Origin of the sequence: Exiguobacterium sp. s102, from assembly GCF_018618635.1 — a bacterium.
GTDB lineage: Bacteria > Bacillota > Bacilli > Exiguobacteriales > Exiguobacteriaceae > Exiguobacterium_A > Exiguobacterium_A oxidotolerans.
Map to the genome: position 1 here is coordinate 116,265 of NZ_JACSML010000001.1, position 13,842 is coordinate 130,106.

At 48.3% G+C, this 13,842-nt stretch carries 13 protein-coding genes and 1 riboswitch; of the genes, 4 read left to right on the forward strand and 9 right to left on the reverse strand.

Annotated elements, in window-relative coordinates:
* Positions 1-5: 5 nt before the first annotated feature.
* Positions 6-362 (reverse strand): hypothetical protein, encoded by a 357-nt coding sequence (locus tag KNQ02_RS00530; RefSeq protein WP_214807149.1) that lies wholly within the window; start codon positions 360-362, stop codon positions 6-8.
* Positions 363-721: 359 nt separating this feature from the next.
* Between KNQ02_RS00530 and KNQ02_RS00535 the strand changes: the two genes are divergently transcribed.
* Positions 722-1,600, forward strand: coding sequence for a CAP domain-containing protein (locus tag KNQ02_RS00535; protein ID WP_214767081.1), 879 nt, complete (start codon positions 722-724; stop codon positions 1,598-1,600).
* Between the two features lie 797 nt (positions 1,601-2,397).
* Here KNQ02_RS00535 and KNQ02_RS00540 read toward each other — a convergent pair.
* The 4 genes from KNQ02_RS00540 to KNQ02_RS00555 form a co-directional block, all read right to left on the reverse strand.
* Complete coding sequence (locus KNQ02_RS00540) at positions 2,398-3,213, reverse strand: MetQ/NlpA family ABC transporter substrate-binding protein (RefSeq protein WP_214768917.1); 816 nt, start codon at positions 3,211-3,213, stop codon at positions 2,398-2,400.
* A 33-nt stretch (positions 3,214-3,246) separates the two neighbouring features.
* Positions 3,247-3,912: a methionine ABC transporter permease gene (locus tag KNQ02_RS00545; RefSeq protein ID WP_214767083.1), complete on the reverse strand. Its 666-nt coding sequence runs from the start codon at positions 3,910-3,912 to the stop codon at positions 3,247-3,249.
* Entirely contained in the window at positions 3,902-4,915 is a 1,014-nt protein-coding gene (locus tag KNQ02_RS00550) for a methionine ABC transporter ATP-binding protein (RefSeq protein ID WP_214807150.1), read from the reverse strand. Before KNQ02_RS00550 ends, KNQ02_RS00545 begins: the two co-directional genes overlap by 11 nt.
* Positions 4,916-4,998: 83 nt before the next feature.
* Positions 4,999-5,105, reverse strand: a riboswitch (SAM riboswitch).
* Positions 5,106-5,167: 62 nt separating this feature from the next.
* Positions 5,168-6,355, reverse strand: coding sequence for an aminotransferase class I/II-fold pyridoxal phosphate-dependent enzyme (locus KNQ02_RS00555; RefSeq protein WP_214807151.1), 1,188 nt, complete (start codon positions 6,353-6,355; stop codon positions 5,168-5,170).
* Between the two features lie 166 nt (positions 6,356-6,521).
* Between KNQ02_RS00555 and KNQ02_RS00560 the strand changes: the two genes are divergently transcribed.
* Complete coding sequence (locus KNQ02_RS00560) at positions 6,522-8,129, forward strand: alpha-glucosidase (protein ID WP_214807152.1); 1,608 nt, start codon at positions 6,522-6,524, stop codon at positions 8,127-8,129.
* Positions 8,130-8,779: 650 nt separating this feature from the next.
* On the opposite strand, the gene KNQ02_RS00565 is transcribed toward KNQ02_RS00560, so the two are convergent.
* From KNQ02_RS00565 to KNQ02_RS00575, 3 genes are all read right to left on the reverse strand, one after another.
* Positions 8,780-9,487, reverse strand: a complete 708-nt coding sequence (locus KNQ02_RS00565; RefSeq protein WP_214807153.1) for an MBL fold metallo-hydrolase — start codon at positions 9,485-9,487, stop codon at positions 8,780-8,782.
* Positions 9,488-9,594: 107 nt separating this feature from the next.
* Positions 9,595-10,398 (reverse strand): SMP-30/gluconolactonase/LRE family protein, encoded by an 804-nt coding sequence (locus KNQ02_RS00570; RefSeq protein ID WP_214768907.1) that lies wholly within the window; start codon positions 10,396-10,398, stop codon positions 9,595-9,597.
* A gap of 239 nt (positions 10,399-10,637) precedes the next feature.
* Positions 10,638-10,901, reverse strand: a complete 264-nt coding sequence (locus KNQ02_RS00575) for a metal-sensitive transcriptional regulator (RefSeq protein WP_088837854.1) — start codon at positions 10,899-10,901, stop codon at positions 10,638-10,640.
* 229 nt (positions 10,902-11,130) lie between these two features.
* On the opposite strand from KNQ02_RS00575, the gene KNQ02_RS00580 reads away from it, so the two are divergent.
* Together KNQ02_RS00580 and KNQ02_RS00585 are read left to right on the forward strand one after the other, a co-directional pair.
* Positions 11,131-11,676: an RNA polymerase sigma factor gene (locus KNQ02_RS00580; protein ID WP_088837853.1), complete on the forward strand. Its 546-nt coding sequence runs from the start codon at positions 11,131-11,133 to the stop codon at positions 11,674-11,676.
* Positions 11,676-12,434 carry an anti-sigma factor gene (locus KNQ02_RS00585; RefSeq protein WP_214767092.1) on the forward strand — a complete coding sequence of 253 codons (759 nt, stop codon included), beginning with the start codon at positions 11,676-11,678 and terminating at the stop codon, positions 12,432-12,434. Before KNQ02_RS00580 ends, KNQ02_RS00585 begins: the two co-directional genes overlap by 1 nt.
* Before the next feature lie 159 nt (positions 12,435-12,593).
* Here KNQ02_RS00585 and tnpB read toward each other — a convergent pair whose 3' ends face one another.
* Positions 12,594-13,766, reverse strand: coding sequence for an IS200/IS605 family element RNA-guided endonuclease TnpB (tnpB, locus tag KNQ02_RS00590; protein WP_214807154.1), 1,173 nt, complete (start codon positions 13,764-13,766; stop codon positions 12,594-12,596).
* Between the last annotated feature and the right edge of the window lie 76 nt (positions 13,767-13,842).

A 13,842-nucleotide genomic window follows, 5' to 3' on the forward strand; every position in this document is an offset into this window, starting at 1 on the left:
CGGACTTAGCGGTCCGCTTTTTTGTGTGTTCGGATAAAAAGAGATAGGAAGGAAAGGCTACTGATTGAAAAGGTGAGGAGCAGGGCAGTTTCAAGAGGAAGGATCCGAAACATGTACATGAAGTGGATGATGATTAAGGTAATAATCGTGGCGAGACCGACGATAAAGTTCTTCCGTAATAAGTTTCCGACACCGGGAACGAGCAGTTCGAATCCGAAACGTTGGCTATAGTGAACTTCGTCATGTGCGTTCGCGAGACTAAAGGAGACCGTCAACACAACGAGAATCATCCAACCTGAAAACAAGTACTGCTGAATCGCGAGAAACGTAATCGATTCATAGATAAAGTAGAGAAGAATCATGGCATACTCCTTTTGATGGATATTATATGGACAAACACGTATTTTTTTTCCTTACGATTCCTAATATTAGCTAGGTGATGAAAGAACGGCAATAAGATTTGCAAAGAATGAAAATAAAAGAATGTTCACACATTTCAACAAGAGGGGAAAATAGTTCATTTTCTGTACGATAATGAAATGAGAATGGCTTCGGACTAAGTTGTCAGACCTTTAAAGGCGATGTTACTAAAATGTGTCTGTGTTGTGAACAAGTCGAATGAATCATGTGATTTTCTTAGAATGGATACTCTGACTGTTCGAACGGTTCAATTTCTTTTAAAATAAGGGTAATGCAAGAAAGAAGGAGGCGGACCAGCAGGATGAAAAAAGTATTAGTCCTCGGGGTAATAGCATTTGCTTTCTTTGGTTGCGAAAGCGTTCCAATCGAACAAGCGGAGGCGGAGTACCCGAAAAGTGGGGGAAAGCTGATTGATGCATATACAAGTGAGTACCCGGGATACAAGTGGGAAGTCAGACGGACAGCGACAGAGGAGTTTGTCGCACTGACGAAAGACGGGAAAGATTACGGGAAGTATCGTTTCCGGGACGGCGTGACGACGCAAGGCGCGACGTTAAATAAAGATACGGAAGCGACGCTTGCGAAAAAAGGCTGGAAGGTCGTCAAGTCCTATCGAAAGGGAAATACGAACTACATGCTGAACCTTGATCACGCAGCCGTCTATGAAAAGAACGATAACTACGTGACGTATTTCTTTGATCAATATGATAAAAATCGCGTCAAAGCAACACTGGCGATTCCGAAGGACGTCGAAGCGAAAAAAGAAGGGTTCTATGGTGCTGCTTCAAAAGCATTACGGACGACGGATGAGAAATTGATGTTACGCCTGATGAACTGGGAACGTGCCGAATACAAGAAACCTGCATTGTCGCCGTATACAGCATTAAAACCGGTCACGCGCGGACACAGTGAAAACATGGCGGAGAATAACTTTTTCTCGCATACGGATCCTGAAGGCCGTGACCCGTTCGCCCGGATGAAGGCAGAAGGCATTCGCTTCTCGATGGCGGGTGAAAACTTATCGATGGGGTATCCAAATGTCTTCGCTGCTCACTGGGGATTGATGAACTCAAAAGGGCATCGTGAGAACATCATGCAAAGCGGCTTCAAACAAGCGGATGTTGGAGTGGCGTTTAGAAAAGATGCACCGTACTTTACGATTAACTTTAGAACACCGTGAAAATAGCACGAACTAAAGTAAAGCCTAGGTTCTCGTCAATGGGAACCTAGGCTTTTTGGTTTGTCTTGAGTCCCGGGAAACGTGATATCTTACGAATCAAAAAACGTAGGTGGTTGATATAAGTGGTACGAAAGATTCTTACTTCCCGTGCTTTCCTCGGGCGAGGCGCAAGCCGTTGCCTCTTTCCCTTACAGGTCAAGATGCAGGGTCTCGCCTGCCTCTGACAGCGCAAGCGAGCCTTGCGCTTTTTCCCGTAGGAGTCACGATGAAGTGAATCTTTTTTAGCTTTTCTATATAGAAGGAGATACTAGAAATCCTGTGATGCGTCGCGTTTCCTGACACGAATCGCTTTCGAGCGAAAGAGCAAGCAAGCGCAACCCTGCAGTGAAACGAAGCGGCGCGAAGGCTTGCCGCTCGGAGACGATTTGGGAAGGATGGGCGACGCATTCTACGAATCAGAAAATATGTGGTGTCAGTCGGTGGAAATGAATGTTAAGAGGCGAAAAGATTCCTGCTTCTCGTGCTTTCCTCGGGCGAGGCGCAAGCAAGCCTTGCGCTTTTTCCCGTAGGAGTCACGTGGAAGCAAATCTTTTTAGGCTTTCTAATGGAAGAAGACCTGAGAAAGGCTGCGATTCGGGAAGAGGGGAGCGACGAGTAACAGAGATACTATCGAAAAAACGGACGGCCCACCCCTGTTATTGAAAGGAGGTGGAGCCGTCCGGTTTTTTATGGCGTTTACCCTTTTAAGAAGTGGCAAGACGAAGGTGTTTGCGTAAAAGTCAGACAGACACTCCTGCTCAATTCGCCCAGTCTGGTTTGCTGAATCCTTTGAATGATTTTTCGATCACTTCATTAAAATCATCCGATTTGACGACAGCGGTTAAGTCTTTGGCCAGTTGTTTGTCTTCGTCACTTGTCTTAACAGCGACTAAGTTGCGGTACTGCTCGTTCATCGTCTCGAGTGCGAGTGCATCGAGTAAGTCGAACTTCGCAGCAAGTGCGAAATTTCCGGGAACAGCTGAAATATCAACACTTTCGACAGCGCGTGGGAGCTGAGCGGCTTCAAGCGGTTTGATGACGAGTTTCTTTGGATTTTTGATGATGTCCTTTTCTGAGACGGTCAATGGATCGGTATCTGCTTTTAGTTCAATCCAACCTTGATCCGCTAACAGGTTCAAAGCACGTGCCTGGTTCGTCGGATCGTTCGGTGTCGCGACTTCAGCACCTTCTTTGACATCGTCCAACGTTTTATAGGACTTGCTGTATAATCCCATCGGTGCGGTTGGGACAGTGATCAACCCTGTGAGATCGAGATTTTTTTCTTTCGCAAACGTTTTTAAATAAATCGAGTGCTGGAACAGGTTGGCATCGATATCACCGCTCCCGAGGGCAAGGTTCGGTTGAATGTAATCACTGAATTCGACGATTTCGACTTTGTAGCCTTTCTTTTCGAGTCCCGGTTGAATCGCTTCTTTGACCATATCGCTATACGGACCACTCGTCGCCCCGATTTTGATGGACTTCGTTTCTTCATTTGCACTGCTGTCACCGCATCCGGCTAAGATGCTTGCTCCTAATAATCCTGTTGCTAAAAAGGCATAGCGTTTTTTCATCGTAATCTCTCCCTTGCGTTCTCTATTTGTAAGTTATCGTTTATCGGCGACACGTGCGAACCGGTTGCCGAGTGCCTGAATGACTTGAATGATGACGACAAGCACGACGATCGTCATGATCATGACGACGTTATCGTACCGGTAATAACCGAACCGGATCGCGAGGTCACCAATTCCGCCGCCACCGACAATCCCTGCCATCGCTGAGAATCCGATCAGACTGATCAAGGTCAACGTCAAGCCTTGAATGATTCCGGGCAATGCTTCCGGAAGGAGAACACTGATAATGATGCGAAGCGGTTTCGCCCCGCACGCTTCTGCTGCTTCAATCAAGCCGGGTGGAATCTCACGGAGTGAGGTTTCGACGAGTCGGGCGAGAAACGGAATCGCGGCGACGCTCAAGCTGACCGAGGCGGCAGCGGGACCGATCGTCGTCTTCGTGATGAGTTGCGTCAATGGAATCAAAGCAACGAGTAGGATGATGAATGGTAACGAGCGGACGATGTTGATGGCGAAGTCCAACGTCGTTCGAATGAAAACGTTTTGGAAAAAGAGTCCGCGGTCGGTGATGAATAATAAAATCCCGAGTGGAATTCCGATGATGATGGCGAAGGCGAGTGAAATGCCGACCATGAAGGCCGTCTCTCCGAGTGCTTTCGTTAAGTCGGGAAGCATTGTCGTAAACCGGTCAAGCGACATCTTGAATCACCTCGATTGCGTGCAACTGTCCCTCGAGCCAGGTTAAGGCACGATTCACGTGCAGTGTCGGTCCCGTCAAACTGACGATTAAGACGCCAAACGCGACGTCCTGAATGTAGTCGACCTTCCCATGCAGGATGCTGACTGCGATATCGAATTGTTTGATGGCTTCAGATAAGGTACTCTCACCTGTTTTTTCACCCGTGAACTGAAGTCGAATGACTTTGCCGGGTGTCGTCCGTAAAATCCGTTCCGGCAACTCGATTTGGAGTGCCGTATCGACGTAATGTTTTGTGACCGGATGTTCGGCTTGACTAAATATGGCGTAAGTCGAAGCGACTTCGACGACTTCACCGTGCGCCATGACGGCGACGCGGTGACAAATTTGTTTGACGACGTCGATTTCGTGGGTGATGAGGATGATCGTCAAACCGAGCCGGGCGTTCAAATCTTTCAGTAAATCGAGAATCTGGAGCGTCGTCACGGGATCGAGCGCTGATGTCGCTTCGTCACAGAGTAAGACGTTTGGATTGTTGGCGAGCGCTCGTGCGATGCCGACGCGTTGTTTTTGTCCACCACTGAGTTGGCTCGGGTAGTTCGTCTCGAATCCTTCGAGTCCGACGAGTGCCGTTAATTCTTGAATCCGTTTCGGGAACTCACGCCGTTTGACACCGGCAGCCTTTAAGGCGAACGCGATATTGTCGGCAACGGTGCGGGACTGAATCAGTTGAAAGTGTTGAAAGATCATACCGACCCGGAGACGGAGTTTGCGGAGAGACGTTTTGGAGACACGTGATAGATTGGCTCCGTCTACTATGACCGTACCGCTCGTCGGTGTCTCGAGTCCGTTAATCAACCGTAAGAGTGTACTTTTTCCGGCGCCGGATTCACCGATGATGCCGAAAATTTCCCCTTGTTCAATCGTTAAGTTGACATCGTTTAATGCAAAAATCGGTGTACGGTCACGGACAAATTGTTTTGTGATGTGTGCGAACTCAATCATGATGTTTCCCTCCCTATACAAAAAAATCGCTTTTTTCCAGTTAGAGAGCAACCAGAAAAAAGCGACGAATTGTAGAATTTCGTAACTTATCTCTCAGAACAAAAGAAGTTCTGTAGGATGTGGCACCGTTCCATTACTGGTGGTTGCCGGACGTCGTTGGGCCTAATCCCTCGGTCGCTCTCGATAAGTAGCTATGCTGTTGGGATTTACTTTAACGGAAATGATTCCCATCTGTCAAACGTTTTTTCAGAATTATTCGGCAACGGCGGTTTGGAAGAGCTGAAGGGTCCCGATTCGTTTGACAGCCTCGACGAGTCGGTCGACATCGGCAATCAGACTGATCCGGACGTAACCTTCACCGTATGTACCAAAGAAATGACCCGGTGTCACGGCGACGTGCGCTTCGTCGAGCAGGTGATCGGTGAAGCTTTGTGACGTGAAGCCGGACGGAACAGGGAGCCAGACGAAGAACGAACCACCCGGAACCGGTCCTGCCCAGCCGATTTCGTTTAATGCACCGAACAACGCATCGCGTCGCGTCTCATACAAGGCGCTCAGTTCACGGACACATGTCTGGTCGCTTGAAAGTGCGACCGTCGCTGCATGCTGGATCGGTGTGAAGGCACTGACGTAAAGGTGTTCCTGGTATGTTTCGATGCTCGCGATGACGGACGGATTACCGATTGCAAAGGCAATCCGGAAGCCGGACATGTTGAACCGTTTAGAGAGTGAAAACAACTCAATCCCGACATGCTTAGCGCCTTCCGTCTGGAGGAAACTCCGCGTCGGACCATCGAAACTGATCCCGCCGTACGCTAAGTCATGGACGACGCAAATGTCATGTGCATCAGCGAACGCGACCGTCTGTTCAAAAGCCGCTGCCGTCGCTGTCGCACCGGTCGGATTACTCGGATAGTTGAGGAACAACATCCGGGCTCGTTCGACGTCAAGCGAATCGAGGAGATCATAGTCAGGCAAAAAGCTATTTTCAGCGAGAAGCGGAAGCGTGATCGGATACGCACCGGCAAGTGCTGCGCCCGATAAGTAATCCGGGTAACCTGGATCCGGGACGATGACCCCTTCACCGGGATTGACGATCGTCTGCGGAAGGGCGACGATGCCGGCCTTGCTTCCGAGTAAAATCGCGACTTCTGTCGCCGGATCAACCGACACGCCAAATTCTGATTCATAAAAATTAGCGACGGCCTGTTTTAAGAAATCATGTCCGCGAAACGGCGGGTATTGGAGATTGCTTGCATCATCGATGGCTTGTTTTAAAGCATCGAGAATATGTACGGGTGTCGTTTGGTCCGGTGTTCCTTGACCAAGCGTGATGACGTCGTGTCCTGCGGCTTTGACGGAACCGATCCGTTGGGCAAGTTCTGCGAAGACGGGATCGGGCAAGCGATCGATGGCGATCGATGGGGCGAAATGTTTCATCTCTGTTCCTCCTTCGGGTATTGTCGTCAAGAATAGCGAATTTTCAGTCAAAATGAAAGAGGTTTTTTAAAATCCCTTAAAAATTAGAAGAACATTCCAATTTCAGACGACGTTCTTGATACACTAGACAAGTAATCGATCGACTACTAGACGGGAGATGGAAAAGATGAATCGGACCTGGTGGAAAGAAGCCGTCGTTTATCAAGTGTACTGGCGGAGTTTTAACGACTCGAATGGAGACGGGATGGGGGACTTGCGGGGCGTGATTGAAAAGCTTGACTACATCGCCTCACTCGGGGTGGATGTCATTTGGCTTAACCCCTGTTATACATCACCTGATATCGACAACGGTTACGACATCGCTGACTATTACGGCATCATGGAGAAAGCCGGCACGATGGCAGATTTGGACCAGCTGATTGAATCGGCGCATGCGCGCGGCTTAAAAATCATTCTCGATCTTGTCGTCAATCATACAAGTAATCAACATCACTGGTTTGAGGAGTCGCGCCGTGATCAAACGAATGATAAGTCAGATTGGTACATTTGGCATGACGGGGAAAAAGGAACACCACCAAACAATTGGCGGTCGTATTTTGCGCCGAGTCCATGGACGTGGGATGAAGGACGGCAACAGTACTATTTTCATTCGTTTGCTTCAGAACAACCTGATTTGAACTGGGAACAGCCTGCCGTCCGTCAATCTGTCTACACGATGATGCGATGGTGGATCGACCGAGGCATCGATGGTTTCCGGATGGATGTCATTAACTTGATTAAAAAACGAGCGGCGTTTGACGATGTGGAGGATCCGTTTGACTTGTCCTACTTAGGCAATCAACCGGGAGTCCATGAATTTTTACAGGAGATGCATCAGGAAGTTCTTGCGGGGAAAGAATTGTTTACGGTCGGGGAGATTCCGTTTGTCGGTCCCGAAGATGGGCTGTTATATGTCAGCGAAGAACGTCAGGAGTTACAGACGTTGTTTCATTTCGAAGTCGCCGATGACATGGAAGAAATGGACCTGCTGCGGTATAAACAGATTCAAAAACGGTGGTATGATGCGCTGTACCCGAAAGGCGTCGCTTCACAATTTTTGAATAATCACGATCATACAAGACAAGTCACGCGCTTCGGTAGCGAGTGCTATCGTGTCGAGAGCGCCAAGTTACTCGGCTTGATGCTACACACGTTACCGGGTATCCCGTATGTCTATCAAGGAGAAGAAATCGGGATGACGGGTATTCGTTTCTCGGATGCTTCTCTGTACCAAGACGTCGCCTTCCGTAATCGTTACGAGGAGCGCGTCGCAGCGGGAGAGCCGAGTGGCACTGTCTTGTCATCGATGCAGCTACGGGCGCGGGATAATTCGCGGACACCGATGCAATGGGATGATAGCCGGGCAGGCGGATTTACGACAGGGGCACCATGGATGACGGTCAATCCGAACTATAAAACAATCAACGTGCAGGCAGCTGAACAGGATCCGCAATCGGTTCTCGCGTTTTACCGGGAGTTGATTCAATTACGAAAAGAACATCCTGTCATGGTGTATGGCGTGTATCGTGATTTGGCGATTCAGGATCCTTATCTTTACGTATATGAACGGGAATTCGCAGGGGTGACGTGGCGAATCGTCTTGAACGTCCATGATGAACAGGTCGAAACGACATTCGCCTTACCGAATGAACAGTTACTTCTCTCGAACTATGAAGAGAGTGCAAGTGAGATCTTACAGCCCTATGAGGCGCGTCTGTACCAAACGAGTCGGTGAAATAGTGAAGGGTCTCATCTTAGGAAAATACAAGAAAGTGACACGCTAGAAAAAGTGCCGTGGTTTTGAGGAACATTCTGATCGAGGGTCATGACAAGAGTTAGGTCCCGCTGATTTCGAACGGGCTGATGAAAAAAGAAGGAGCTGACTCAAGAGTCGCTCCAACATCAATCAGAGTGACGGACGGTTTTGTTATCCTCACCGCGAATCGCGCTACCTTTTCCCACAGGGGTCGAGGATGAACGTTCCCGTCCTCCATTAAGTAAATGGCCGATGACCCACTTTTGACGGGATCATCGGCCATATCTGTACAAATGTTTATTGTTTCAGATAGTTGAGTGTTTGACTGAGATACGTATGGAAAAAGTCCTGATTCCTTTTAATCGAGAGTGGTTCCCGCTTTTGAGTCAGACCCTTTGAGCGTGTAGAAAAACGTGTGCGAGAAGTGAATACGCTATGTCTAGATGCGATCAGTTCCTCGTCTCGTCTTCAAAGCGACAGGGGCGCGAACGATTGCTTTTTTCGGTTTAATGCGATTCAAGACGGATTGCGCTCTAAATCGGCTGCATGAATTGTCTATACTTACGCTTTTATCTCCCGCACTTCCTGCTTTTTAAGCAAGACAAAGGGTTCGGTAGATTGTTGTGGGATCAGCGTTTTAACAATTGTTCAAACCGATCGACAGCTTCACGCATTTCATAGCTCGGTGCGAGAACGAGAGGACCATGTCCAGTCGCAAGGATGTCGGGCGTCAGTTCCGTCAATTGATGGGCGGACTTCAAGGCGACGTCTTTATCCCAAGTCGCGAGAGCAGGGAACGGGAACTGCCAGCGCGTATCGCCGGAAACAGCGATTCCGCCTTGTGTTTGGAAGGCATCTCCGGCAATCAACGTCCGACTGCCTTCATGCCATAAGGAAATCGAGCCCGGGGTGTGCCCGGGAGACGTAATGACGCTCAGGCTTCCGACTTGTTGGCCGCTTTCAAGCAGACGGTCTGGTCGTGTCTTGATGTTTTTCGGGATGCCCCCTTTTAAGGGTGTCGTCTCTCCTTCACGAAGCGATTCGTCACCGCTAAGAAGCGCTGCGTCGCGGTAACTGATTGCCACTTCGGCGAGTGGAAAGGCATTCGCTAAGAAGTCGAATGAACCGACATGATCAGCGTGGGCATGCGTCAAGATGATGGAACGTAACGGTTTGTGATGGGACTTGATGACGCGATGGATTGCTTTGGCGTTCAGTGAAATCCCGGTATCAATCAAGGTCAGGCTGTCGGCTTCTTCAAAAAGGTAACAGTTGACCGGGAAAAAAGAGGGTGTCGTCTGTAATTGATGGAGTCGTTCAATCGTTGAGATCCGCATAGCGTTTCACTCCCTCGTTAAAATAATCGTCGATACTTTAGTATCACCTGTTTTAGTACAGACGTCTACAAAAAAACTCCTCGACTGGACCGAGGAGTAAACAAAAATTAATACGTGACTTCGAAGACGGCACCAGCATGCGCAGAATCGTCTCCATCTGCCGCTGTCGTGACGAGCAGACGATCTTCATAAGCGATTGGGCACGTCGGATTTGCAACCGGGAACTCGATGTGTGCGAGCTTCTCACCCGTTTCAAGATTCCAACGTGTGATGCAAGAACCGGCATAATGCGCGATGAAGACATGTCCATCCCGGTCTTTCGTCATGCCGTCCGGAAAACCATCTTCTTCTTCTAAATCGATTGCTACGCGGCGATTCGTCAAGGGCTGATCAGGTGCGTAGTCAAAGGCGTAGACTTTTTTAGTCGGTGTGTCGATATGGTACAGCGTCGTTCCGTCCTCTGACCAGACGAGACCATTTGAGTTCGTGAGGCTTTCGAGCAAGACATCAATCGAGCCATCGTGACGCAAACGGTAGAGACTGGCCGTTTCCCCGTCCTCTTCATTGATGCTACCGGCTACATACTGCGCAGATGGATCGAGTTTACCGTCGTTCATCCGGTCCGAGTCGGGCATCGTCAACTTCGTTTCGAGTGAGAGATGACCTTCTTTCAGATCGAATGTTCCGAAACCATGTTCTGAAGTCACCCGGAGAAAATCAGGGGCATCAGTTAAAGCGATTGAAGTGATCGCGCTCGGTACCTGGAACGGCTTCAAGGCCTCAGTCGTCAAATCATATGAAAAGAACAGCTTGTTTGGAATGTCAACGAAATAAAAGCGTTTCGTTTTGGCGTCATAGACAGGCGATTCGCCTGTTTTACATGCTACATCAATAAAAAGTGAGACTGTCATATATGTTCCTCCTACGTATGGTCTTGCTTGAATCAATCAAGTAAAGACAAATTACCATTGCTATCTTAATGAAGAGAGCGATATGAGTCGTTTGTGTCGTGATCTAAAATGAATCATAGTATCCACAGTAAATGTACCTGTTTTACTTTAATCTAAAACGTCCGCTCGAAAATTCAATCGATTCTATTAAAAAAGGTCTTCAGCTCGGAAGTTTACCGAAATGAAGACCATCCTTTAAATTAACGGCTTTTGACAAGAAGACTGACAGCTTCCTTAACTAAGTCTTCTGTTTGTCCCTCACCACTGGCTTCAGCCTCTTTGACACATTCAATCAAGTTTGAGCTAACGACGACACCAATCGTCCGGTCCATTGCTGACCGTGCAGCGGATAACTGAGTGATGACGTCACGACAATCTTGACCTTCTTCCATCATCCGTAAAATACCGCGCAGTTGTCCTTCAATCCGACTGACCCGATTTTTCATCTTTTGATCGTAATCCATTCGTTTTCCTCCATTCTAAGGTGCAACACGTATTCTCGATACCTTCATGCTATGCCCATCATGGTATTTCTGTCAATTCAATCGATTTTTCAGCTATATTTTTTGATAGAACAGGGAATATGGATGTGATGGAGAAAAATAATCAAAATAACGAAAGAAAACTAAAACGATTTTGCGTCAGCTTGCGTATACTATATGATAAGGCTGACTAATCACAAGGGGGAGAAGGATGCATACTCAATCCGATGAATCGCTTTATCATCAGATGCGTGGAGGAGATGAACAGGCTCTTGAAACGTTATATGATAAATACGAGAGGCTGTTGTTTTCATTCGCACATCGCTTTACGAACAACGATCGATTATCTGAAGAAGTTATTCAAGAAGTCTGGATGAAGATATGGAATGGACGTGTTGACTTCAATACGGAGAAAGGAAAGTTTTCTTCGTGGGTGTTGACGATTACCCGAAATGCTGCGCTTGATTGTTTACGGCGTGAAAAGCGACAACCGACAATTGAAATTGAAGAACGAGACGGTGGGTTTGATGAACCGGTCGAACGAACGGTCGTCGAACGGGAAACCGCTTCTGAAGTACGTGAAGCGGTCCAAGCATTGAAACCGGAGCAACAAGAATTAATTGAGCTCGTCTATTTTAAAGGGTTAACGCAACAACAAATCTCAGATCAGCTCGAATTGCCCCTCGGAACGGTGAAGACGAGGATAAGGAGTGCGATTCAAGCGTTACGAAAATTATTGGAAGGGAGGGAACGTTGATGGAAGAACGTTGTCATGATTTAATTGATTACTTTAATGGAACGTTATCTGCAGCCGATCGAGACGCGTTCGAAGCACATCTTGCGACTTGTGACGACTGCAAGCAGGCGCTACAAGAAATGGAAGAATTGATGCTTCCCATCGCGGAATCACTTCCAGAACGACCGGTACCGGCTGGGATGAAATCAAGAATCTTAGGAGAAGTCCTTGCTTCGTCAAACGAGACGGATCAAGAAGCGCCTAACATTGTGAAAACAACACAGCCGACACCGGAACATGCCTCGGAACTCGAGACAAAACGTGCGAAAAAGCAAACGAGACGAAAAGTCCCACTCGGTTGGTTAATGAGCATTGCAGCGGTTCTCTTATTATCGCTTGGAGCGAACGCCTATTTCTTAGCGCAAGATGAACCAGAACAAACAGAAGCGTTAGCGCTGGATGAAGTGAACGGCATGGGAAATTTCGAGAGTACGGCTTCGATTCAAGGATCGAGCATGATCTTTACGAAAGACGATAAAGAATACATGCTCGTTCAATTGAAAGACTTGCCACCGCTTAAAGAAGGCGAGTTGTATCAGATGTGGACGATTCAAGGCGATCAAGTACAGGCGAACGGAGTCATCGAACAAGATGGTCAAGCAGCAGCAGTCTTTGCACTCAAAGGCAGTGGAAAGATTGATGCCGTCGCGATTACGGTCGAACCTGAACCAGATTTAGAACAACCAACCGGAGCAGTCATTGCATCCGCTACACTATAAAAGAAGAAATTTCGAGGGATCCACAAATGTGGGTCTCTTTTTTGTATATTTCGTACAAAATAGTCGAAAAACACATCAAACTGTTTGAACTACCTCCACCTAGGCTTCGCTTAGAGGTGGAGGATTCCTGAGTGATCCGACCTAACGGTCGAAAATTGATCAGGCTAACCCCGTCGTACCGACGGTTGAAGAAGCTAAGAGGCGTTCAGCTTCTTGTTTGAGGTTCAGTCCTGCGTTCACATCGCGGTCGTGGTGGATGCCGCAACTCGGGCATGTCCATTCACGCAAGCCAAGATGTTTCACGTCTTTGTGTTGATGTCCGCAACTGGAACACAGTTGACTAGAGGCGAAGGTCTTGCCGACTTTCACGACGGTCTTTCCGTACCATGCCGCCTTGTATCCGAGCATGCGGAAGAACTCCGACCAACTGACCTCAGAGATGGACTTGCTCAACTTGCGATTCTTCTGCATGTTCTTCACCTGCAAGGTCTCGATGCCGATGACGTCGTGGTTTTTGACGATCTCGATCGATACCTTGTGCAGGAAATCGGTTCGCTTGTTCGCAATCTTCTCGTGGATGCGGGCGACTTTCCGCTTCTGCTTCTGGTAGTTCTTCGCCTCGGAAAGTGTTACTTTCTTGTCCAAGGTCAACCGTTGACGACGAGAGAGTTTACGTTGTTCACGTGCCAGCTTTTTCTCAAGCGAACGGAAGTAACGGTCATTCTTGTACACCGTGCCGTCCGACAGGATGGCACGGTGCTTCAACCCGACATCGACGCCGACGGATGAGCCCGTCTTCGGCATTTCGTTGCTCTCCTGCTCGACGAGCAGGGAGACGAAGTATTTTCCTGAAGCGTTACGCCGGATGGTCGCGTTCAAGATGCGTCCGACGACCTGCCTCGAGTTGGCGAAACGCACCCACTTTAGCTTTGGAATTTTGATTTTTGCGCCGACAATCGAGACTTCTGGAAGTTGAGACTTACCTTGAATGTTCGTCTTATACGATTGAACAGGGTTGCACTTTGACTTGAAGCGGGGCTGTTCGTTCTGCTTCTTGAAGAAGCGGTCAAAGGCATCGGCAAGATGCTTGACGCTTGTCTGCACAGGCGTGCTATCGACTTCTTTCAACCAGTCGAACGCCTGCTTCAACGACGGGAGTTCTTTCGAACAAGACCCGTAGGACAGTCCTTTACCTGTCGCTTTGTATGTCTCATCCCACTTCGCTAAAAAGTGGTTGAAGACGAAGCGCGAACAACCGATCGTCTTCGCGATCAGGATTTCCTGCTCTTTTGTCGGGTAGATTCTGAATTTGTAGGCCTTGTGAGTCAACATGATGTTCACCTCCTTACAACGGATATACCCGAAAGAGAGGGTGGCGATTCATCTCCCACTTTCATTAGGGCTTCAT